Source organism: Streptococcus suis, assembly GCF_019856455.1.
GTDB classification, from domain to species: Bacteria; Bacillota; Bacilli; order Lactobacillales; family Streptococcaceae; genus Streptococcus; species Streptococcus suis_AE.
In genome coordinates, this window is sequence record NZ_CP082205.1 from 894,492 (window position 1) to 914,018 (window position 19,527).

The following is a 19,527-nucleotide window of genomic DNA, read 5'->3' on the forward strand; positions in this document are numbered from 1 at the left end:
GTTTAGAGTTGAAAAAGTATCGTTTTCAACCTTAGAACGTCGTAACTCCGCACGAGTAAGTGAAGGGAAATCGCCATTAAGCGACTTTCCTAGCTACCTTACTAGGATTTCAAGCGAAAAATATCGTTTTGCTTGAAATCCGTCGTAATTCGATAAAGTTAGTAGATTGTTGATTGAGAGAAGCGGTAGCTGCTCTAGCAGCTTACTTAACCCAGTTAGAAATGAGAGGCAATGAAATGCAGATTGATCCTATACGTTTGGAAGAGGTTTCTGTTTTGCAGGAGCTGGCTAAGCAGACTTTTGCAGAGACCTTCGCTCACGATAATGCCCCTAAGGAACTGGAGGCATTCTTTGAGGAGTCTTATTCCTTGGAGGTCTTGACTAGTGAGTTGTCGGACCCCAATTGCCAGCACTATTTTTTAAGAGTTGATAAACAGATAGCTGGTTACCTCAAACTCAACCAAGGTCCTGCCCAGACAGAACAGGAGTTGGAAAATGCCTTTGAAATCCAGCGTATCTATCTCTTGCAGGCTTTTCAAGGTCGCGGTCTTGGGAAGGTCTTGTTTGAATTTGCTTTGGAAAAAGCAGAGCAGTCTAGTTGTGACTGGGTCTGGCTGGGAGTTTGGGAACACAATCTCAAGGCTCAGCAATTCTATGCAAAATATGGATTTGAAAAATTTGGCCAGCATGAATTTGCGGTCGGTGATAAGATAGATGTGGATTGGCTACTAAAACGGCCTTTGCACCAGAAAGGATAATATGTTAGTAAGTTACAAATGGTTAAAAGAACTGGTTGACTTTGATGCGACAAGCCATGACTTGTCTGAAAAAATGTCAACAACAGGAATTGAAGTAGAAGGGGTTGAGCAAAAGAGTGCTGGCCTTTCTAAGTTGGTTGTCGGTCAGGTTGTGTCTGCTGAGCCCATTCCAGATACTCACCTCAACATCTGCCAGGTCAATGTGGGTGAGGAAATCACGCAAATCGTTTGCGGTGCACCAAATGTCAAGCCTGGCATCAAGGTGATCGTTGCTCTGCCAGGAGCTCGTATCGCTGGCAACTACAAAATCAAGAAAGGCAAAATCCGCGGCGTTGAGTCTTTGGGGATGCTCTGCTCATTGAGTGAAATCGGCGTGTCCGATTCAGTTGTGCCAAAAGTCTATGCGGACGGCATCTACCACCTGCCGGAAGCTGCAGTCGTGGGTGAGCCAGTCTTTTCATACCTTGACCTCGACGACGAGATTATCGAGCTGTCCATCACACCAAACCGTGCTGACGCCCTTTCCATGCGTGGCGTGGCTCACGAAGTGGCTGCTATCTATGATAGCAAGGTCAACTTCAAGCCTGTGGCCTTGGAGGAAAGTGACAAGAAGGCCAGCGATGTGATTGAAGTGGCCATTGAGTCGGACAAGGTGACTGCCTACACGGCCCGTGTCATTGAAAATGTGAGCATCGCACCAAGTCCACAGTGGTTGCAAAACCTGCTCATGAACGCAGGTATTCGACCGCTTAACAACGTAGTTGACATCACCAACTACATCTTGCTCTACTTCGGTCAACCAATGCACGCCTTTGACTTTGACAAGTTTGACGATAAGAAAATCGTGGCTCGTCAGGCAAAAGAGGGTGAGAACTTGGTAACCCTTGACGGTGAAGAGCGTGATTTGATTGCCGATGACATCGTCATTTCCGTTGGGGACAAGGCGGTTGCCCTCGGTGGTGTCATGGGTGGTGCCAATACAGAAATCGACAATAGCTCTAAGACCGTTGTGCTGGAAGCGGCCCTCTTTGACGGCAAGTCAATCCGCAAGACCTCAGGTCGCCTCAACCTTCGCTCAGAGTCCTCTTCTCGATTTGAAAAGGGCATCAACGTAGCGACCTTGACGGAGGCTATGGACACAGCGGCTGCTATGATTGCAGAGCTGGCTGGCGGTCAGGTCTTGTTTGGTATCGTTTCTGCGGGTAGCGTGGATACTTCGGATGTCCCAGTCACAGCAACCATTGACTACGTTAACCGCTCGCTCGGGACCAACCTCGACTATGCACAAATCGCAGACATTTTCCGTCGTTTAGGTATGGAAACAACTGGCGATGCAAGTCAGTTCACAGTCGCAGTACCGCGTCGTCGTTGGGACATTCGCATTCCAGCAGACTTGGTAGAGGAAATCGCTCGTATTTATGGGTACAATAATCTGCCAACCACTCTTCCGAAAGAGGACGGAACAGCTGGTGAGTTGACCCTGACCCAGAACATCCGTCGCCAAGTACGTAGCCTGGCTGAAGGTGCAGGTCTGACAGAAATCATTTCCTATGCCTTGACAACGCCTGACAAGGCTGTGGAGTTTGCGGCTCGTCCAACCACAGTCACCGAACTCATGTGGCCTATGACTGTTGACCGCTCTGCCCTCCGTCAGAACATGGTGTCTGGTATGTTGGAAACAGTGGCCTACAACGTAGCTCGTAAGAATAAGAATTTGGCTCTTTACGAAATAGGAAAAATCTTTGAACAGTCTGGCAATCCAAAAGAAGACCTGCCACAAGAAATCAATAAGTTTGCCCTTGTCTTGACTGGTTTGGTAGCTGAGAAAGACTTCCAGACACCAGCTGTGCCAGTTGATTTCTTCCATGCCAAAGGGATTTTGGAAGCAATCTTTGATCATTACAAGTTGGCAGTTGACTTTGTAGCCACAAGTGAGATTGCTGCTCTGCACCCAGGTCGTACAGCTGAAATCCATTTGAATGGGGCGGTTATCGGCTTTGTCGGTCAGGTACATCCTCAAACGGCTAAGGACTACGGTATTCCTGAAACCTATGTGGCTGAAATCAATCTGGATGCGATTGAAGAAGCACTCCAGCCTGCTCAGCCATTTGCCGAAATATCCAAATTCCCAGCGGTTAGCCGTGATATTGCCCTGCTCTTGAGCAGTGATGTCAAGCATCAGGATGTCCTGGATGCGATTGCTGGTGCTGGCGTGAAACGCTTGACTAAAGTGACACTCTTTGATGTCTATGCGGGCAGCAATATTGAGGCTGGTAAGAAGTCTATGGCTTATAACCTGACCTTCCAGAATCCTGCGGATAGCCTGACGGATGAGGAAGTGGCTAAGTATATGGAGAAAATTAGTAAAGCTTTGGTTGAGCTTGGAGCTGAAATCCGTTAACATGTAAATCTTGTGAAATCCTAGTCAGCGGGCTAGGATTTTTTGGAGGGAAGTATGAACACTCAAGACATTCAAGAAAAATTTTTCCGAGATGGGAAGTTGCTTGTCATTCCTAAAAAATTAAAAAGTAAGCAGGTCTTGTTTGCCTATTTACAAGAAGAGTTGGCTAAGAAAGGCTCTACCTTCACAGAAAAAGAAGTCAATGGTAACCGCCCAATAACAAGGTATCTATCCACCCACTCCCTCCTCCAGTATACTGTTAGAAAAACAAAACTGGAGGATTTATTATGTCACACCCCATCATTCCATTGACTGTTCCCCAATCTCGCCGCTTTGAGAAGCGAGGCAGAAACGATATTATGATGAAAATTCGTCTCGGAAAAGTGGAGCTCACAGTCTTTCACACTATCAATCAAGAAACACTAGAAACAATCTTAGATAAGGTACTGTTCTATGACCATCCAACTCAGTGATTTAGGTCAAGTTTACTTGGTCTGTGGAAAAACAGATATGCGTCAGGGAATTGATTCCCTGGCCTATCTTATCAAAAGTCAGTTCAACCTGGATCCCTTCTCCGGTCAGGTCTATCTCTTCTGCGGAGGTCGAAAAGACCGGTTCAAAGCTCTTTATTGGGATGGACAGGGATTTTGGTTATTGTATAAACGTTTTGAAAATGGGAAATTGACCTGGCCAAACAATGAAGAAGAGGTCAAGGCTCTAACTTCCGAGCAAGTCGACTGGCTCATGAAAGGATTTTCTATCATTCCAAAAATAAATGTTTCAAAAAGTCGTGATTTCTATTGAAATCATGGCTTTTCTTTGTGTATAATGAGATAAAAAGAAGGAGATTGGTTATGTCATCACTAGAAAAAATTATTGAAACACAGTCAAAAACGATAGAGATGATGGCTAATGAACTCACTCTCCTTCGAGAACAGGTTGACTATCTGAGACAGAAACTCTACGGAAAATCATCAGAGAAGGTCGTATATCAACCAGGTCAGCTGAGCTTGTTTGGGGAGGAAAGTCTCCCTGAAGAAGAAGCTGACTTACCCAGTTGAAACGGAGACCATCACCTATAAACGCAAGAAAGCTAAGGGAGTTCGTCAGGCTATTTTCAGCCAGTTCACTCCAGAGATTGTGCATCACGAATTGCAGGGCGAAGACTGCACTTGTCCAGACTGTCATGGTCAGCTGAAAGAGATTGGCTCAACTGTTCAACGACAAGAGTTGGTCTTCATTCCTGCACAATTAAAGCGGATTGACCATGTTCAACACGCATACAAGTGTCAGGCATGTAGTCAGAAGAATCTAAGCGATAAGATTATCAAGGCTCCTGTTCCTAAGGCACCTTTGGCACACAGCTTGGGTTCAGCCTCTATCATCGCTCACACCATTCACCAGAAATTCAATCTGAAGGTACCCAATTACCGTCAGGAAGAGGACTGGCATAAACTTGGCCTGCCCATCAGTCGGAAGGAAATAGCCAACTGGCACATCAAGTCTAGTCAGTATTATTTCGAGCCGATTTATAACCTGTTGCACGAGAAATTGTTGGAGCAGCCTATTCTTCATGCGGATGAGACTTCCTACAAGGTCTTAGAAAATGATAGCCAGTTGACCTACTACTGGACTTTCTTGTCTGGGAAACATGAGAAAAATGGAATTACCCTCTATCATCATGACAAACGACGGAGCGGCTTAGTTGTGGAGGAGTTTCTTGGGGACTATGCGGGCTACGTTCATTGTGACATGTGGAGTGCTTATCGTCAATTAGACAAGGCTCAGCTCGTTGGCTGTTGGGCTCATGTTAGACGAAAATTTTTTGAGGCGACTCCTAAGAAGACAGATAATACTTCTTTAGGAGCCAAGGGATTAGCCTATTGCGACCGCCTGTTTGCCTTGGAGAGTGACTGGGCTGACCTGTCTACTGAGGAACGGCTACATAAACGGCAGACAGAGTTAACTCCCTTGATGGACGAGTTCTTTGATTGGTGCCGTGAACAGGCTGTCTTGCCAGCTTCCAAATTGGGTACTGCAATAGAGTATAGCCTCAAATACGAAACCACCTTCCGAGCCGTTCTCTCGGACGGTGACCTAGTCCTGTCCAACAATATGGCTGAGAGGGCTATGAAGACCTTGGTGATGGGCAGAAAAAATTGGCTTTTTTCTCAGAGCTTTGAGGGAGCCAAGTCGACAGCTGTCATTTTGAGTCTTTTAGAAACAGCTAAGCGACACGGACTTGATGCAGAAAAATATATGACCTATCTTCTAGAACACTTACCTAATGAGGAGTCGCTCGCAAAAAAGGAGGTTTTAGAAGCCTATTTGCCATGGGATAAAAATATTAAGAGAGCTTGTAAATAGAAAAAGGTTCCAGAGTCGACAGGACTTTGGAGCCTTTTCAATATACCTTGTTATTGGGCGCTTACTTACAGTCAATGCCTTTCTAGCTGGGATTTATGATGACTATGCTATATTGAGACGTTACATGGTGGATTATGGTTACCTATCGCGTGACCAGTATGGTTTGGAATACAGAATAGAAGAAAAGAGATGATTGCGGTCATCTCTTTTGTCTTACAAAATAAAGGGTTCAATCTTCAACTCTATCTGGTTACCATACTTGGCTAGTAAATCGTCTGCCAGGGGATGATAGAGTGTTCTTAGTTGTTCAATCTTGTCAGGGAATTGCTTGCCGATGTAGTCAAACTTGCATTCGACAGTGTGGAAAAGTTGGTGGAAGAGTTCGTTAATCTCATTTAAGCGGGTAATCATTTCTTCATCCTCTTTGAGAAAATCAGGGATTTCGGAGCGATTGTTGACAAAACCGTCAATGAGTTTTACAGGGAATGAGCCATATTCTAAGACAAATTCGTACATAGTTTTCTCCTTTGTTATCATTATGCTAATTGTAACACAGATTGAAATGTGACAAAAGAATTTCAACTTTATTGTAGTTTAAGTTTTGTTTAATTTTATTTTCAGTTTCATTTAAAGCTTGGTCGGTAAACTATATCTTGTAAACAAGACAGGGACCTGTCAAAATTTAGGATAGAAGAGGCACAATAATGAAAACAAGAATCGTACAAAAACAGTTTAAGCGTAAAGAAACAAAATATATCGTTGATAAAGAAACTTTTGCCTTGCTAGAAAAAGATTTGCAGAAATATATGGTTTCAGATGAGTTTGCAACTTCAACCATTACGAATATATATTTCGACAATGAAGATTTTGATATGATTCAAGATTCCATTGCTAAAAAGAATGGTCGAGAAAAAATTCGTATGCGTGTCTACGATTCTAAACCTTCTGAATCGAGTCAAGCCTTTCTTGAAATTAAGAAAAAAGAAAATAAAATTGGCTATAAATACCGTTTAACTTCAAACCCTGTTTCTGTAACAAACTATATCGAAAATGGAGTGATTGATTCCACAATTAAGGACGATAAAGTTACATCAGAACTAGAGCAATTGAGAGAACGCTACGGGACTATTAAGCCGAAGATGTATATCTACTACGATCGCGTATCCTATAAAGGAATCGAAGACAAAAAAGTTCGTCTCACAATCGATAAGAACTTACTTTATCGAGACTACGATGTGGATGCAATGGAAGGTAAATTTGGTAAGAACCTATTAGACCCAACCAAAGTAATCATGGAAGTAAAAGTTCCAGAAGAACGACCAGACTGGTTGGTAGCCCTGCTTGAAAAATACCAGATCGAAAAGCAATCATTTTCAAAATATGGCAATGCCTATAAGCTTGCCCACAACATTACTGGAGAGGAAGTAAGCAAACATGCAGCTGTTTAATAGTATCTTTTCAACGGCCAATAGCAATATTACCTTAGCGCAAATGTCCATGGTTTTTGGAGTTAGTCTATCCATGGGGGTACTCTTAGCGGCTGTTTATAAATATAAATCTAATTATACAAAGGAATTTGTCATCACACTAAGTTTAATGCCGGCATTGATTGCAGTAATCATAGCATTGGTAAATGGTAACTTAGGCGCGGGAGTTGCGGTAGCAGGGACCTTTAGTCTTATTAAATTCCGTTCAGCGGCAGGTTCATCAAAAGAAATGCTTGCAGTCCTCTTAGCGATGGCTATCGGTCTAGCGACAGGAATGGGCTTCCTAGGTTTGGCTGTCTTTATGACGGTCATCCTATCTGCTTGTATCTTGATTTTTGAAAATATTAGCTTTGCCCAAGTTAATCAAAATCGTCGACATCTCTTGGTAACAGTGCCAATGAATTTTGACTACGACCAATTTTTTGAGAAACAATTTGGTGCATCCTGCAAGCAAGCAGATCTCATTTCCCTTAAGTACAAAAAGAAAAAAGAAGCGCTGATCTTAGAATATCAAATTCTCCTCGATAAGAAGATTACAGACAAACGTTTGGTAGATACAGTATTGTCAGCCGGTCCCTTGGATGTCGTATTGAACAAGCAAATGCCGAAGAAGAAGTATTTGTAATATCAAAGAGGGAGTGGGAAAGAACTCGACCATTCTTAGAAGAGTTCGTCAACAAGTCCTTATTTCCAATTGTTGAGCTGAAACAGTCTATCCCCAGACTGTTTCACTCCCACCCCCGCATAGCTCAAAAGGTTCAGTGAACCTTTTGAGGTTGGAAATAGAGCGAACTTTGTTCGCAACAGTCGTAATGGTCAGATTTAGAGTGTAAAACACGAACAAATCTGCCAATTAACCACTGCGTTAAGATATTGACACTAACGTTGAGAAGCGGTGCTGGGCTTGAGCTCAGCTTTTTTCGTATTTTATTAGCTTATTCTTCATAAAAATCAACGCTGTAATCCAGCAAGTTGTCCCCATCATAGCGGAAGCAAGCGGAAAAAAATGGTTTGTCCTCTAATAGCCATTCTTGAAAATGTCTGTCCCCTTCCCAGGTTGGTTTGGACAAGACTTGGTCATAGGGAACCCACTCTAAGTCACCTTCATTGCAGTCAATAAGACTTCCTTCAAAACCAGTTATCTTAAAGACATAGGTGTACCAGTCTGTGTTTGGAGTAAAGTCTGGGAAGGTTATCACTCCTTTTAGAGCATGCTTTGTTACAGTAAGTCCAGTTTCCTCAAAGACCTCGCGAATGGCACAAGCTTGCGGTGTTTCACCAGGCTCCAGTTTGCCACCAACTCCAATCCATTTTCCTTGATGGACGTCATTTTCTTTCTTGTTTCGATGAAGGAGAAGATATTCCTTACCATTATCAATGTAGCAAATCGTAGCCAGTTGGACAGGTTTTTTGGTCATAGTAGCTCCTTGTAGTTGATTTATCCTATTATACCACAAAGGTGAGAGTGTCTGGCATTCTGAACGGGGACAGTTTGTTGTTTAGAATGTTGAAAGCCCTTTTCTGAAAACAGTTTTTAGGGTATAATAAGAACATCAAACTATTTAGGATGCATTATGTCAAAACAAGAACAAATCGAACAAACCATTTATCAATTATTGGAATTATTGGGTGAAGACCCGAATCGTGAAGGTTTATTAGATACGCCTAAACGGGTCGCTAAGATGTATTTAGAAATGTTTAACGGCTTAGAAGAGGATCCCAAAGACCAATTTACAGCTGTCTTTTCAGAAGGTCATGAAGAGGTTGTTTTGGTGAAAGATATTCCCTTTCATTCTATGTGTGAACACCATCTTGTCCCATTTTATGGCATTGCACATGTCGCCTATATTCCGAGCAAGGGGCGTGTAACTGGTCTGAGTAAGCTAGCGCGTGCAGTGGAGGTGGCAAGCCGTCGCCCTCAATTGCAGGAGCGTTTAACTCATCAAGTTGCTCATGCACTTCAAGATGCTTTAGAGCCAGAAGGTGTTTTTGTTATGGTAGAAGCAGAGCATATGTGTATGAGTATGCGTGGGATTCGTAAGCCGGGTAGCAAGACAGTAACGACAGTTGCTCTTGGCACATACAAGGAAGATGCCATCTTGCGCCGTGAACTCTTATCCATGATCCACAATAAATAGGAGGTCCTATGTCAATCGAACAGTTAGCGAATCAAGTAACCATTATGGGGATTCTCAATGTGACCCCAGATTCCTTTTCTGATGGTGGTAACTATAATGAAGTAGAAGCAGCCCTGGTTCAGGTTGAAAAATTATTAGCAGACGGTGCGACCGTCATTGATGTTGGTGGTGAGTCCACTCGTCCAGGTGCAAGCTTTGTGTCGGAAGAAGATGAAATTGCTCGCGTAGTGCCCATTATCCGCGCTATCAAAGAAAACTATGACTGTCTTGTCAGCGTCGATACCTATAAGACAGGAACTGCACGTGCAGCCTTGGAAGCAGGCGCAGATATTTTAAATGATGTCTGGTCGGGTCTTTATGATGGGGAAATGCTAGCACTGGCTGCTGAGTACAAAGTACCAATCATTCTCATGCACAACCAGAAAGACGAAAGCTATGTGGATGTTGTTGGAGAGGTCAGAAACTTTCTAACAGAGCGGGCTCAAGCTGCTTTGGATGCTGGTATAGCTGCAGACAAGATTTGGTTGGATCCAGGATTTGGCTTTTCGAAGAATGTCCAACATAATCTGGACCTCTTACAAGGTTTGGAACAGATTACTGGTCTTGGTTATCCCGTTCTATTTGGAATATCTCGTAAGCGCGTGGTGGATTATCTGCTTGGGGGCAATAGCCTACCGACAGACCGCGATCAAGCAACGGCAGCCTTGTCTGCCTGGGCAGTCCAAAAAGGCTGTAAAATGGTCCGTGTTCACAATGTCGCTGTCAACCGTGACATCGTTAAAGTTTGGGACCAATTGACTTCTGGAGGTCAACATGGATAAGATTTCTCTCAATAAATGCCGTTTTTACGGCTACCATGGTGCCTTCAAAGAAGAACAAGTTCTTGGTCAAATTTTCACAGTTGACTGTGATTTGTTTGTTGACCTGACAGCAGCTTCACAAACTGACAATTTAGAAGACACAGTTCACTATGGTATGGTCTTTGAAACCATTAAAGCAGTTGTGGAAGGCAAGCCCTACATCCTTATAGAAAAGGTAGCAGGTGTTATTTGTCAGGAGATTTTTGATCAATTTCCAAAGGTGGAGAAGATTCGCTTGGCTATTTACAAGGAAAATCCGCCCATTGCTGGACACTATGATTCTGTCGGAATTGAATTGGAGCGTGAACGACCATGAAGCATCTAGCCTATCTCAGTATCGGAGGGAACATGGGCAATCGGCAAGCCTATTTACAGGCAGCCCTAGACAAATTAGCCAGTCATCCAGGTTGCCAGCTTGGCTTAGTTTCCAACATTTATGAAACTCCAGCTTGGGGCAAGACCGACCAGGCTGATTTCCTCAATCTAGCCTGTCAAGTGTATACTGATTTGTCTGCTCAGGATTTTCTAAGCGTTTGCCAGAACATCGAACAAGAGTTGGACCGAGTACGGATTGAAAAATGGGGACAACGGACCATTGATTTGGATATTATTTTTTGGGATGAGCAAGTGATAGACGAAGAAAATCTCATCGTACCACATCCTTATGCACATGAGAGGGCATTTGTTCTTTTACCACTGGCTGATATTGCAGCAGATTATCGACATCCTGGTCTTGGACAAAGGGTAGAAGTGCTAGTAAGTAATTTAGGAGATACGTCAGACATTAAAAAAATCTCCCTTGACTAGGAAGGGAAAATAAGGAGAACTATGGAAATTTTAGCAATTTTAGGAGTTTTATTGGCCATTGTAGCCATTATTTATTGGACATCAAAGAATCTACATGTGATTGTTGCCGCCCCACTGGCTAGCTTGATTATCATCTTGACCAATCAGATGAATGTTTTAGAGGTCATGTTAGGCCAAGAAAAATCCTATATGACAGGCCTAGCAGGTTTTTTGATTAATAACTTTGCTATCTTTATGTTAGGATCGATTTTGGCTCGTTATATGGAAGCGAGTGGAGCTACGCAGACGATTGCCAATAGCATTTTGAAAGTAATGGGAAAAGATAGTCCCTATAAGGGCTTGTTAGCCATCACTTTGATTGCTTCCATTCTGACCTATGGTGGTGTGAGTATTTTTGTAGTTATTTTTACCTTGCTTCCCCTTTCACGCCCCCTCTTTAAAGAGTTGAATATCAACTGGGCACTTTTTCCGATTCCTGTCTTTCTGGGAGCAGGAACCTACACGATGACAACTCTTCCTGGTGCACCTTCTATCCAGAATGTTATTCCGACAAAAGTTTTGGGAACTAGTTTGACTGCAGCACCCGTTATCAGTTTGGCAGCCAGCTTGACACTATTAGTATTTGGCTTGCTCTACATGGCCTACTGCCTCAAGAAAAGTCTAGCAAATGGAGAGACGTATACGGAAGAAGAGGATGAAACTGCAGTAGTGGTAGCTGATAAGACACCAAATCTATTTTTATCAGTCCTGCCTCTATTCAGTCTTATTGGGACGATTTTCCTAATGAGTAAAACTCCGAATGTCCTAGCAATCGGATTATTGGTCTCTATCCTTCTATCAGCCTTGATTTTTTATCCATATCTGCCAAATCAAAAAGAAATTTTGAATGCTGCGACAACAGCATCTATAGTGCCTGCTTTTGCAACTTCTAGTACAGTAGCATTTGGGACGGTGTTAACCTTGTCAGCAGGTTTTGCAGTCATTCAAGAATGGATTCAACAAATTCCAGGATCGCCGCTGATTAGTTTATCTGTTTCGACAGCATTGGTTAGTGGTATTATCGGTTCCTCTTCTGGTGCAGTAGGTATTGCTTCAAGTAATTTCCTTCCTGCCTATTTAGAAATGGGGATTAATCCAGAGTTGCTGCATCGTGTAGTAGTTGTTGCATCAGCTATCTTGACAGTTGTGCCTCAGTCTGGCGTGATGATTACCTTCCACAATCTATCGAAATTAAGTATGAAACGTGGACTCAAGTATTCATTTATCCTAGTGACAGTTGGGCATTTGTTAGCCTTACTTGTGATTTTACTGATGGCGCCTTTGCTATATTAGGATTGATTAACAAACAAATAAAAGCCCTGCCGAATGGCGGGGCTTTTATGCACGAATAACAAGAAGTGGCTTAAGACCAAAACTTCTCTGCAATTTCTTGACCTTGTTTAATTTTTGCCCACTGTTGCGGGATGGCCAATTCATTACCTGAATCACATGAAGCGAATCCACATTGATGTGACAAGTAGAGACGCTCTTTTGGAATAATCTTGCTTGCTTCCTCGAGTAATTTGTAAACACGTTCTTCATCATCCAAATCAGAAGTTTTACTTGAAAGTAGACCAAGAACGACTTCGACATTCTTATCACGCAAGCTTTCCAAAGCTTTTAAATCACCTGCACGTTCATCATCCCACTCAAGGAAGAATCGATCGTATTTTTGGTCACGCAGGAATTTTTCAGCAATAGCTTCGTAAGTTCCGCCAGCTGCAGAGCGGCTTTCATAGTTCCCACGGCAGTTGTGCGTCCAGACGGTCAAGCCAATTTCATGTCCGTAATCAATAACAGCATTATTGATAGCAACAAACTCGTCAGCCAAAGCAGCCAATGCTTCAGAATCGTCTTGTGGCAAGAAAGGTACAGGGTTAGCAGGGTCAAATAATTCCCAAAGGCAGTCATCAAATTGAACGATTTGTCCACCAGCTTCCTTGTACTGGTCTAAAAATTCCTTATAGGCAGCGATGAGCCCGGCTTTTAATTCATCACGAGTTTTGTAGACCTGATTTGGTCCAACTTGTCCATTGAAAATTGTCAATTCATTAAAGGCATGGGCTGGACCGAAAATAGTCTGTTTGGTTACAGTTTCTCCTGCTAATTCTTTCACTTGTTTAAAAATATCAATGAAATGGTGATTTTTTGCAGAAAGTGGAGCAGTAATACGCAATCCAATATCCTTACGTGTTTCAAAAATCTGTCCATCATGGTCTTTAAATGGATAACCATGCTCAGCAATGTAACGCTCGATACCATCGAAGCCCCAGAGAAAATCTAGGTGCCACATTGAACGACCAAATTCTCCATCTGTCACAATATCCAAACCGTTTTCTTTTTGTTCTGCAACAATTTTTTGGATGAGTGAAGCTTCAGTTTCTTTGTAACCATCGAAGTCATCATAGAATGGGTATTTGATGTCCTCACGAGCTTCGATTTGTCGTTTAAATTCTCCTAAGTTTGCTGGTCGAAGAAGTGAACCGACTAATTGGAATCTTGAAGTTGTCATATATGTATCTCTCTTTCTTTCGTTTTAGTGATGAACCTATTCTAACTCATAAGCTATCATTTGAAAAATAGTTATTTTCATGGCAAATCCATAGTTAAAAACTATAACTAGAAAAAATAAACGGAAATAACTTTCTATCATTTGTCAACTATGGTATAATCGAAAGTGCTGAAATCCGAACATTAGGAGACTTAGGAGAAAAATGAAAAAACAATCACCCTTTATAATTGCAGGAATCGTCATGCTAGGGGTCGTGATGCGTGCCCCCTTTACAGCTTTGCCTGCTATTTTGACAGATGTGGCAGCAGGACTGGGAGTAGAAGTGAGTTCATTAGGAATTTTAACCTCTATTCCGCTCATCATGTTTGCCCTCTGTTCATCCTTAGCACCGCGTCTTGCGGCTAAGTTTGGCATGGAAAAACTAATGGCCCTAGTCTTACTGGTTATGGTGCTGGGTTCAGGAATGCGAGTTCTCAACTTACCAGCCCTTTACATTGGTACAATGCTTGTTGGTGCTACAATAGCATTTATTAATGTTTTGCTACCAAGTTTGGTTGCGGCTAATTTTCCAAAGAAAATTGGTCTGTATACGACGATTTATATCACTCTCATGGGGGTGGCGGCAACAGTTGCATCCATGATTGCTGTTCCAATTGTATCCTCTAGTTCTTGGGAATTTTTTATTCTATTAATTACAGGATTGGTGTTTATGGCTTTCCTAATCTGGTTGCCTAATGTAAGAAATAACCATCGATTTGCAAGTGAGAACCAAGGAAACCAGAAATCATCTATCTGGAAAAATAAAGCAGCGATTGCCTTTTTGATATTTGGTGGGCTACAATCAGTCCTCTACTATACAGAGATTACCTGGTTGCCAACTATTTCTCAATCAGTTGGCTTTAGTAAGGCAGAAGCAGGGCTAATGGCTGGCTTCTTCAATATGACAGCTATTCCCATGTCTATGATTATCCCAGCTGTTCTTTCCCGTCAGACAAAAGAAATGCGTCGAAATATCATGCTGGCTATTTCATCTGTTACCTTGCTTGGTTTGGTCATGATGGCATTGATTCCGACCAATCTCATTCTTTGGTCAGCGCTTCACATTATTTTAAGTTTTTCAAATGCAGCCCTCTTCCCTTATATGATGTTGAGCTTTACTTTGAAAACAAGCAACAGCCAGGCTACTGCCCAGTTATCAGGAATGGTGCAGACAGGTGGCTATCTCATTGCAGCATTTGGACCAGGCCTTCTCGGTTATAGCTATCCAATCTTCGGAAACTGGATGCCATTGATTCTTGCTCTGGCTATCGTCACACTTGCCATGATGTGGACTATTGTTCTCATTGAAAGAGAAGATATTATCTTATAAAGTATAATCCCTTAAGAAGGCTGGCATTTTTCTGTGAAAATGGCAGAGCTTCTAAGGGATTTTTTGTCAAACAAAAAAAGCTAGACATTTGCCAGCTTTTTAATGTGCCACACGTTTACGAGCAGCTTTTTTACGATTTTCCTCAATGAAGGCTTCTTTCTTTTCTTCTGGTTCAATGATTGTTTTGTGAACAGTGAAGACTGCGCCTGCTGCAAGAGCAACTGTAGAAAGAACACCTGTTAAGAAACCTTTACCAAAACCTTTAGCCATAGTTATTTCTCCTTTACTTGTGTTATAATAGATTTTAGCGAAAAAACAAAATATTTTCAAGGAAAAAGATGAAAACTAAAGTTATTGTGATCATTGGACCGACAGCGGTAGGAAAAACTGCCCTTGGCATAGACTTGGCCCAGCGCTACAATGGAGAAATTATTAGCGGTGATAGCCAGCAAGTCTATCGCAAACTTGATATTGGTACGGCAAAAGCTAGTCCTGAAGAGCAGGCTGCTGCGGTTCATCACTTGATTGATGTCCGAGATGTGACCGATGGCTATTCGGCTTATGAATTTGTAGCAGAAGCCAAGGCCCTGATTGCGGACATAAAAAGTCGTGGCAAGTTGCCTATTATCGTGGGTGGGACAGGACTTTACATCCAAAGTCTGCTTGAAGGCTACCATCTGGGCGGGCTGGTTGACCAGGAGCAAGTTCTTGCTTATCGGGCGGAACTCGATTGCTTGTCTGACGAGGATTTGGAAACAATGGCAGAGCAGGCAGGTTTGATGGTCGAGGGAAACAGTCGACGGAGAATCATTCGTGGGTTGGAGTTGAAAAAATTTGGCAAAAACTTAGAAAATACCGAGTCAGAATATCTGCCTCTTTATATCTGCTTGACGGATGACAGACAGGTTCTTTACGACCGCATCAATCAGCGAGTGGATAAGATGATGGCGGCGGGCCTATTAGATGAAGTCAACTGGCTCTATCAAGAACATCCTCAAGCTCAAGCAGCCATGGGGATTGGCTACAAGGAGTTTTTCCCATACTTATCAGGTCAAATCAGCCTAGAAGAAGCAGTTGATAAGGTCAAGCAAAATAGCCGCCGCTTTGCCAAACGCCAATTGACCTGGTTCAGAAATCGGATGGAAGTTCCCTTTTATTCAGTAGGCGAGCCAGATTACAAGTCGCAGATTTTCAACGCCGTGGAGGAATTTTTAGATGATTGAAACGCAGAAAGAACAAGAACGCGCCCTCCTGGTCGGAGTGGAATTACAGCAGACAGATAATTTTGACATGTCCATGGAGGAGTTGGCAAGCCTTGCTAAGACAGCTGGCGCTCTGGTCAAGGGAGTCTACACTCAAAAACGAGAAAAATACGACAGCAAGACCTTTGTCGGCTCAGGGAAACTAGAAGAAATTGCCCAGATGGTCGAAGCTGAAGAGATTGATACTGTCATTGTCAATAACCGACTGACACCCCGCCAGAATGTCAATCTGGAAGAGATTTTAGGTGTCAAGGTCATTGACCGCATGCAGTTGATTTTGGATATTTTTGCCATGCGGGCACGGAGTCACGAGGGAAAACTGCAGGTCCACTTGGCCCAGCTCAAGTATATGTTGCCACGTCTGGTTGGACAAGGAATTATGCTTAGTCGTCAGGCAGGTGGTATCGGCTCTCGTGGACCGGGTGAAAGCCAGTTGGAGCTCAACCGTCGCAGTATTCGCAACCAGATTCACGACATCGAACGCCAACTCAAAACGGTAGAGAAAAACCGAGCGACTGTCCGTGAACGCCGCCTGCAATCAGGCGTCTTCAAAATCGGCTTGATTGGTTATACCAACGCTGGCAAGTCCACGATTATGAATGCCATGACCGACAAGCGGCAGTATGAGGCGGACGAACTCTTTGCCACACTGGATGCCACGACCAAGCAGATTAACTTGGCGGACAAGTTCAACGTGACCTTGACCGATACGGTTGGTTTCATTCAGGACCTGCCGACCGAGTTGATTTCCGCCTTCAAATCCACCTTGGAGGAGTCCATGAACGTGGACCTCTTGCTCCATGTCATCGACGCCTCTGACCCCAATCATAGTGAGCAGGAGCAGGTAGTCTTGGACATTCTAAAGGACCTGGATATGCTGGACATTCCTCGCCTGGCCCTTTACAACAAGCTGGACAAGACCGATGACAGCTTTACCCCTAGTCAGTTTCCGCATGTCATGCTGTCCGCTAAGGATGAAAATGCCAAAGGCCATATTCAGATGATGGTCTTGGCCAAGATGAAGACCATGTTTGAACGATTTGAGGTCAGGGTTCCACTTGCTGAATCTTATAAATTGCATGATTTAGCAACTCTTGCCCTGATTGAAAATCGGACCTACGAAGAGGATGTGGAAGTGGTATCAGGCTATATCGCTTCCAGCAATAAATGGAAGTTGGAAGAATTTTATGACGGATTATCTTGATTTGGCAATGAAATACGGTGGCTTTACCAGTCTGGACAAGGTCTATCTGGCGAATAAATTAGCTGGTTTGACGGACCGGCAAAAACTAGATTTTATCACGCCACCGCCTTCGGTTATCAATGCCTATTTTGCGGAAATCTACCAGAAACAAGGGGCAGAAGAGGCGACAGACTACTATCTCACTCTATCTCAGCAGCTCTGCCTTTTTCCAAAAGACCCCAGCTTTGCTGAGGACAAGCCCTTTGTCCGCCTGAATTTATCAGGTAAGTCTTTCGGATTTGCCTATGTGTCGGCTGACGGTCTGGCCCAGGTTTTTTCGGAAGGTGTAGAGGAAGTGACGGAAAGTTTGCTCTTTGAAATCGCCCAAGTCTTTCCCCACTATGTCGTCTTTGTGGAGGAGGGCAAGATTTTCATGAAAGTCAATCCCTTCGAGGAAGCCGAGTTAGAGGAAGTTGAAACAGACTACCTTTTGACCCAAGTGGCGACAGCGAAAGGTTTGGTCAAGATTTCAGGCTTTAATCAGGAAGAAGTGCTGGAAGTGGCGGACGGCTATGCTGGTCAGTATTACTATGTCTGGTCGGGTCGCTCTGCAATTTTATATATAAAACATTAGAAAGTAAACAATGCAAATTCAATTTTTAGGTACGGGGGCTGGTCAGCCCTCCAAGGCTCGAAATGTATCCAGTTTGGCCTTGAAACTCTTGGATGAAATCAATCAGGTTTGGCTTTTTGACTGTGGCGAAGGCACACAAAATCAAATTTTAGAAACGACTATTCGTCCGCGCAAGGTCGCAAAAATCTTCATCACTCACCTGCACGGAGACCATATTTTTGGTTTACCTGGTTTTTTGTCTAGCCGTTCTTTCCAGTCTAGCGAGGAGCAGACGGATATTGATATTTACGGACCTGTGGGTATTCGTTCCTTTGTCTTGGCAAGTCTTAAAGTATCAGGGACACGCCTACCTTATCGCATTCATTTTCATGAGTTTGATGTTGATACAGTCGGTCAGGTCCTAGAAACGGACAAATTCACGGTATTCGCTGAAAAACTGGACCATACCATTCCTTGTGTCGGCTACCGTGTCATGCAAAAAGATTTGGAAGGGACATTGGACGCAGAGGCTCTGCGCGCGGCAGGTGTACCATTTGGTCCCCTCTTTGGTAAAATCAAAAACGGTCAAAACGTGACGCTTGAAGATGGGACTGAAATTATCGCGAGTGACTATATTTCTCCTCCTCGGCCTGGTAAGGTAGTGACCATTCTTGGTGATACGCGCAAGTGTTATGCTAGTGTCCGTCTGGCTGTCAATGCTGATGTGCTGGTGCATGAGGCGACTTACGGAAAAGGCGATGAGAAGATTGCTCGCAAGCATGGGCATTCGACCAATATGGAAGCCGCTCAGGTTGCCAAGGATGCTGGTGTCAAGCAGCTCTTACTCAATCATATCAGTCCACGCTTTTTGTCCAAAGATATTAGTCAATTACGGAAAGATGCAAGTACTATTTTCGAGCAGGTTCATATTGTCAAAGATTTAGAGGAAATTGAGCTATGAGAACCATTCTAATCACAGGTGCTTCTGGTGGCTTGGTACAGGAAATGGTGCCCTTGCTGAAAGATGATTTTTTGATTTTGTTGGGGCGAGATGTGGAGAAAATCGAGCAGCTCTATGCTTACCATGAAAAAAAGGCTGTCTTTGATGTAGACATCCGAGATGAAATAGCTCTGACGGCATTTTTTGATGAGCTGGATAGTCAGTTTGGTCAGATTGATATTTTAGTCAATAATGCTGGCTATGCCATTTATGATGATTTTGAGAATTTTTCCAGCCAGCAGGTGCAGGCTATGTTTGACATCAATACCTTTGCCCTGATGACCATGTGCCGTTTAGTAGGTAAACAAATGAAGGCCAGACGGAGCGGGCAGATTATCAATATTATTTCCATGTCAGGCTTGATTGCTTCAAGCAAGTCATCGGTTTATTCGGCGACCAAGTTTGCAGCTATGGGGTTTTCCAATACCATTCGCTTGGAATTAGCCCAGTATGGTGTGACAGTTACAACTGTTAACCCAGGTCCAATCGCAACCAGCTTTTTCGACCAAGCAGATCCAGACGGAAGCTATCAAGAGAGCGTCAAGGCTTTCTTGCTCCAGCCAGACTATGTTGCCAAGAAGATTGTTTCAGCTATGGGGACGAAGAAGCGGGAAATCAACTTGCCTTGGTCACTAGCAGCTGCTCATAAACTCTATACTCTCTTTCCGAGAATAGCAGACTACTTGGCCAGTACAGTATTTAATTTAAAATAAGCATAGAAAAACGCCGAA

The 19,527-nt window shown here is 43.3% G+C and carries 24 protein-coding genes and 1 pseudogene; 21 read left to right on the forward strand and 4 right to left on the reverse strand.

Annotated elements, in window-relative coordinates:
- Positions 1 to 236: 236 nt before the first annotated feature.
- The 8 genes and pseudogenes from K6969_RS04445 to K6969_RS04480 all read left to right on the forward strand — a co-directional run.
- A complete protein-coding gene (locus tag K6969_RS04445; RefSeq protein ID WP_171942587.1) occupies positions 237 to 758 on the forward strand; it encodes a GNAT family N-acetyltransferase in 522 nt (173 codons plus the stop codon).
- 1 nt (position 759) lies between these two features.
- The gene (gene pheT, locus K6969_RS04450; protein ID WP_171942586.1) at positions 760 to 3,159 is read left to right on the forward strand and encodes a phenylalanine--tRNA ligase subunit beta; all 2,400 of its coding nucleotides are present in this window, start codon (positions 760 to 762) and stop codon (positions 3,157 to 3,159) included.
- A 54-nt stretch (positions 3,160 to 3,213) separates the two neighbouring features.
- Positions 3,214 to 3,471 (forward strand): DUF2087 domain-containing protein, encoded by a 258-nt coding sequence (locus K6969_RS04455; protein ID WP_248029882.1) that lies wholly within the window; start codon positions 3,214 to 3,216, stop codon positions 3,469 to 3,471.
- Entirely contained in the window at positions 3,447 to 3,632 is a 186-nt protein-coding gene (locus tag K6969_RS04460; protein ID WP_029188188.1) for a hypothetical protein, read from the forward strand. The genes K6969_RS04455 and K6969_RS04460 overlap by 25 nt, the downstream gene beginning before the upstream one ends.
- Positions 3,613 to 3,963 carry an IS66 family insertion sequence element accessory protein TnpB gene (gene tnpB, locus K6969_RS04465; RefSeq protein ID WP_029188189.1) on the forward strand — a complete coding sequence of 117 codons (351 nt, stop codon included), beginning with the start codon at positions 3,613 to 3,615 and terminating at the stop codon, positions 3,961 to 3,963. Before K6969_RS04460 ends, tnpB begins: the two co-directional genes overlap by 20 nt.
- Before the next feature lie 50 nt (positions 3,964 to 4,013).
- On the forward strand, positions 4,014 to 4,220 hold the full coding sequence (locus tag K6969_RS04470; RefSeq protein ID WP_029178852.1) for a transposase: 207 nt from the start codon (positions 4,014 to 4,016) through the stop codon (positions 4,218 to 4,220).
- Complete coding sequence (locus K6969_RS04475) at positions 4,174 to 5,526, forward strand: IS66-like element short variant transposase (protein ID WP_029943010.1); 1,353 nt, start codon at positions 4,174 to 4,176, stop codon at positions 5,524 to 5,526. The genes K6969_RS04470 and K6969_RS04475 overlap by 47 nt, the downstream gene beginning before the upstream one ends.
- Positions 5,527 to 5,596: 70 nt before the next feature.
- Positions 5,597 to 5,719, forward strand: a pseudogene (locus K6969_RS04480) (DUF2087 domain-containing protein); the annotation flags it as partial.
- 20 nt (positions 5,720 to 5,739) lie between these two features.
- Here K6969_RS04480 and K6969_RS04485 read toward each other — a convergent pair.
- Positions 5,740 to 6,042, reverse strand: a complete 303-nt coding sequence (locus tag K6969_RS04485) for a hypothetical protein (RefSeq protein ID WP_029173577.1) — start codon at positions 6,040 to 6,042, stop codon at positions 5,740 to 5,742.
- Positions 6,043 to 6,230: 188 nt separating this feature from the next.
- On the opposite strand from K6969_RS04485, the gene K6969_RS04490 reads away from it, so the two are divergent.
- Both K6969_RS04490 and K6969_RS04495 read left to right on the forward strand, forming a co-directional pair.
- Positions 6,231 to 6,974 (forward strand): polyphosphate polymerase domain-containing protein, encoded by a 744-nt coding sequence (locus K6969_RS04490; RefSeq protein WP_029173578.1) that lies wholly within the window; start codon positions 6,231 to 6,233, stop codon positions 6,972 to 6,974.
- Positions 6,961 to 7,638, forward strand: a complete 678-nt coding sequence (locus K6969_RS04495; RefSeq protein ID WP_029173579.1) for a DUF4956 domain-containing protein — start codon at positions 6,961 to 6,963, stop codon at positions 7,636 to 7,638. Before K6969_RS04490 ends, K6969_RS04495 begins: the two co-directional genes overlap by 14 nt.
- Positions 7,639 to 7,948: 310 nt before the next feature.
- Here K6969_RS04495 and K6969_RS04500 read toward each other — a convergent pair whose 3' ends face one another.
- Positions 7,949 to 8,431, reverse strand: a complete 483-nt coding sequence (locus tag K6969_RS04500) for an NUDIX hydrolase (RefSeq protein ID WP_029173580.1) — start codon at positions 8,429 to 8,431, stop codon at positions 7,949 to 7,951.
- Positions 8,432 to 8,587: 156 nt separating this feature from the next.
- On the opposite strand from K6969_RS04500, the gene folE reads away from it, so the two are divergent.
- Genes folE through K6969_RS04525 form a run of 5 tightly spaced genes read left to right on the forward strand, consistent with a single transcriptional unit; the run spans position 8,588 to position 12,150 of the window.
- On the forward strand, positions 8,588 to 9,151 hold the full coding sequence (gene folE, locus K6969_RS04505) for a GTP cyclohydrolase I FolE (RefSeq protein WP_029173581.1): 564 nt from the start codon (positions 8,588 to 8,590) through the stop codon (positions 9,149 to 9,151).
- Between the two features lie 8 nt (positions 9,152 to 9,159).
- Positions 9,160 to 9,972, forward strand: a complete 813-nt coding sequence (gene folP, locus K6969_RS04510; protein WP_029173582.1) for a dihydropteroate synthase — start codon at positions 9,160 to 9,162, stop codon at positions 9,970 to 9,972.
- On the forward strand, positions 9,965 to 10,327 hold the full coding sequence (gene folB / locus K6969_RS04515) for a dihydroneopterin aldolase (RefSeq protein WP_012027113.1): 363 nt from the start codon (positions 9,965 to 9,967) through the stop codon (positions 10,325 to 10,327). Before folP ends, folB begins: the two co-directional genes overlap by 8 nt.
- Complete coding sequence (gene folK / locus K6969_RS04520) at positions 10,324 to 10,818, forward strand: 2-amino-4-hydroxy-6-hydroxymethyldihydropteridine diphosphokinase (protein ID WP_024418459.1); 495 nt, start codon at positions 10,324 to 10,326, stop codon at positions 10,816 to 10,818. The genes folB and folK overlap by 4 nt, the downstream gene beginning before the upstream one ends.
- A 21-nt stretch (positions 10,819 to 10,839) precedes the next feature.
- Positions 10,840 to 12,150, forward strand: coding sequence for a GntP family permease (locus tag K6969_RS04525; protein WP_029173583.1), 1,311 nt, complete (start codon positions 10,840 to 10,842; stop codon positions 12,148 to 12,150).
- Positions 12,151 to 12,220: 70 nt separating this feature from the next.
- On the opposite strand, the gene K6969_RS04530 is transcribed toward K6969_RS04525, so the two are convergent.
- Complete coding sequence (locus K6969_RS04530) at positions 12,221 to 13,369, reverse strand: cobalamin-independent methionine synthase II family protein (protein ID WP_014637706.1); 1,149 nt, start codon at positions 13,367 to 13,369, stop codon at positions 12,221 to 12,223.
- A 202-nt stretch (positions 13,370 to 13,571) separates the two neighbouring features.
- Here K6969_RS04530 and K6969_RS04535 point away from each other — a divergent pair, with 202 nt between their 5' ends.
- A complete protein-coding gene (locus tag K6969_RS04535; RefSeq protein ID WP_029173584.1) occupies positions 13,572 to 14,738 on the forward strand; it encodes an MFS transporter in 1,167 nt (388 codons plus the stop codon).
- A gap of 99 nt (positions 14,739 to 14,837) precedes the next feature.
- Here the strand turns inward: K6969_RS04535 and K6969_RS04540 are convergent, their stop codons facing one another.
- Positions 14,838 to 15,008, reverse strand: coding sequence for a DUF3042 family protein (locus K6969_RS04540; protein WP_012775205.1), 171 nt, complete (start codon positions 15,006 to 15,008; stop codon positions 14,838 to 14,840).
- 68 nt (positions 15,009 to 15,076) lie between these two features.
- Between K6969_RS04540 and miaA the strand changes: the two genes are divergently transcribed.
- From miaA to K6969_RS04565, 5 genes are read left to right on the forward strand one after another with little or no spacing between them, the layout of a single operon-like run.
- A complete protein-coding gene (gene miaA, locus K6969_RS04545; protein ID WP_029173585.1) occupies positions 15,077 to 15,961 on the forward strand; it encodes a tRNA (adenosine(37)-N6)-dimethylallyltransferase MiaA in 885 nt (294 codons plus the stop codon).
- Positions 15,954 to 17,204 (forward strand): GTPase HflX, encoded by a 1,251-nt coding sequence (gene hflX, locus K6969_RS04550; protein WP_029173586.1) that lies wholly within the window; start codon positions 15,954 to 15,956, stop codon positions 17,202 to 17,204. Before miaA ends, hflX begins: the two co-directional genes overlap by 8 nt.
- The gene (locus K6969_RS04555) at positions 17,188 to 17,817 is read left to right on the forward strand and encodes a cystathionine beta-lyase (protein ID WP_029173587.1); all 630 of its coding nucleotides are present in this window, start codon (positions 17,188 to 17,190) and stop codon (positions 17,815 to 17,817) included. Before hflX ends, K6969_RS04555 begins: the two co-directional genes overlap by 17 nt.
- Positions 17,818 to 17,827: 10 nt before the next feature.
- Complete coding sequence (gene rnz / locus K6969_RS04560; protein ID WP_029173588.1) at positions 17,828 to 18,757, forward strand: ribonuclease Z; 930 nt, start codon at positions 17,828 to 17,830, stop codon at positions 18,755 to 18,757.
- On the forward strand, positions 18,754 to 19,509 hold the full coding sequence (locus K6969_RS04565; RefSeq protein ID WP_029173589.1) for an SDR family NAD(P)-dependent oxidoreductase: 756 nt from the start codon (positions 18,754 to 18,756) through the stop codon (positions 19,507 to 19,509). The genes rnz and K6969_RS04565 overlap by 4 nt, the downstream gene beginning before the upstream one ends.
- The last annotated feature ends 18 nt before the right edge of the window (positions 19,510 to 19,527 follow it).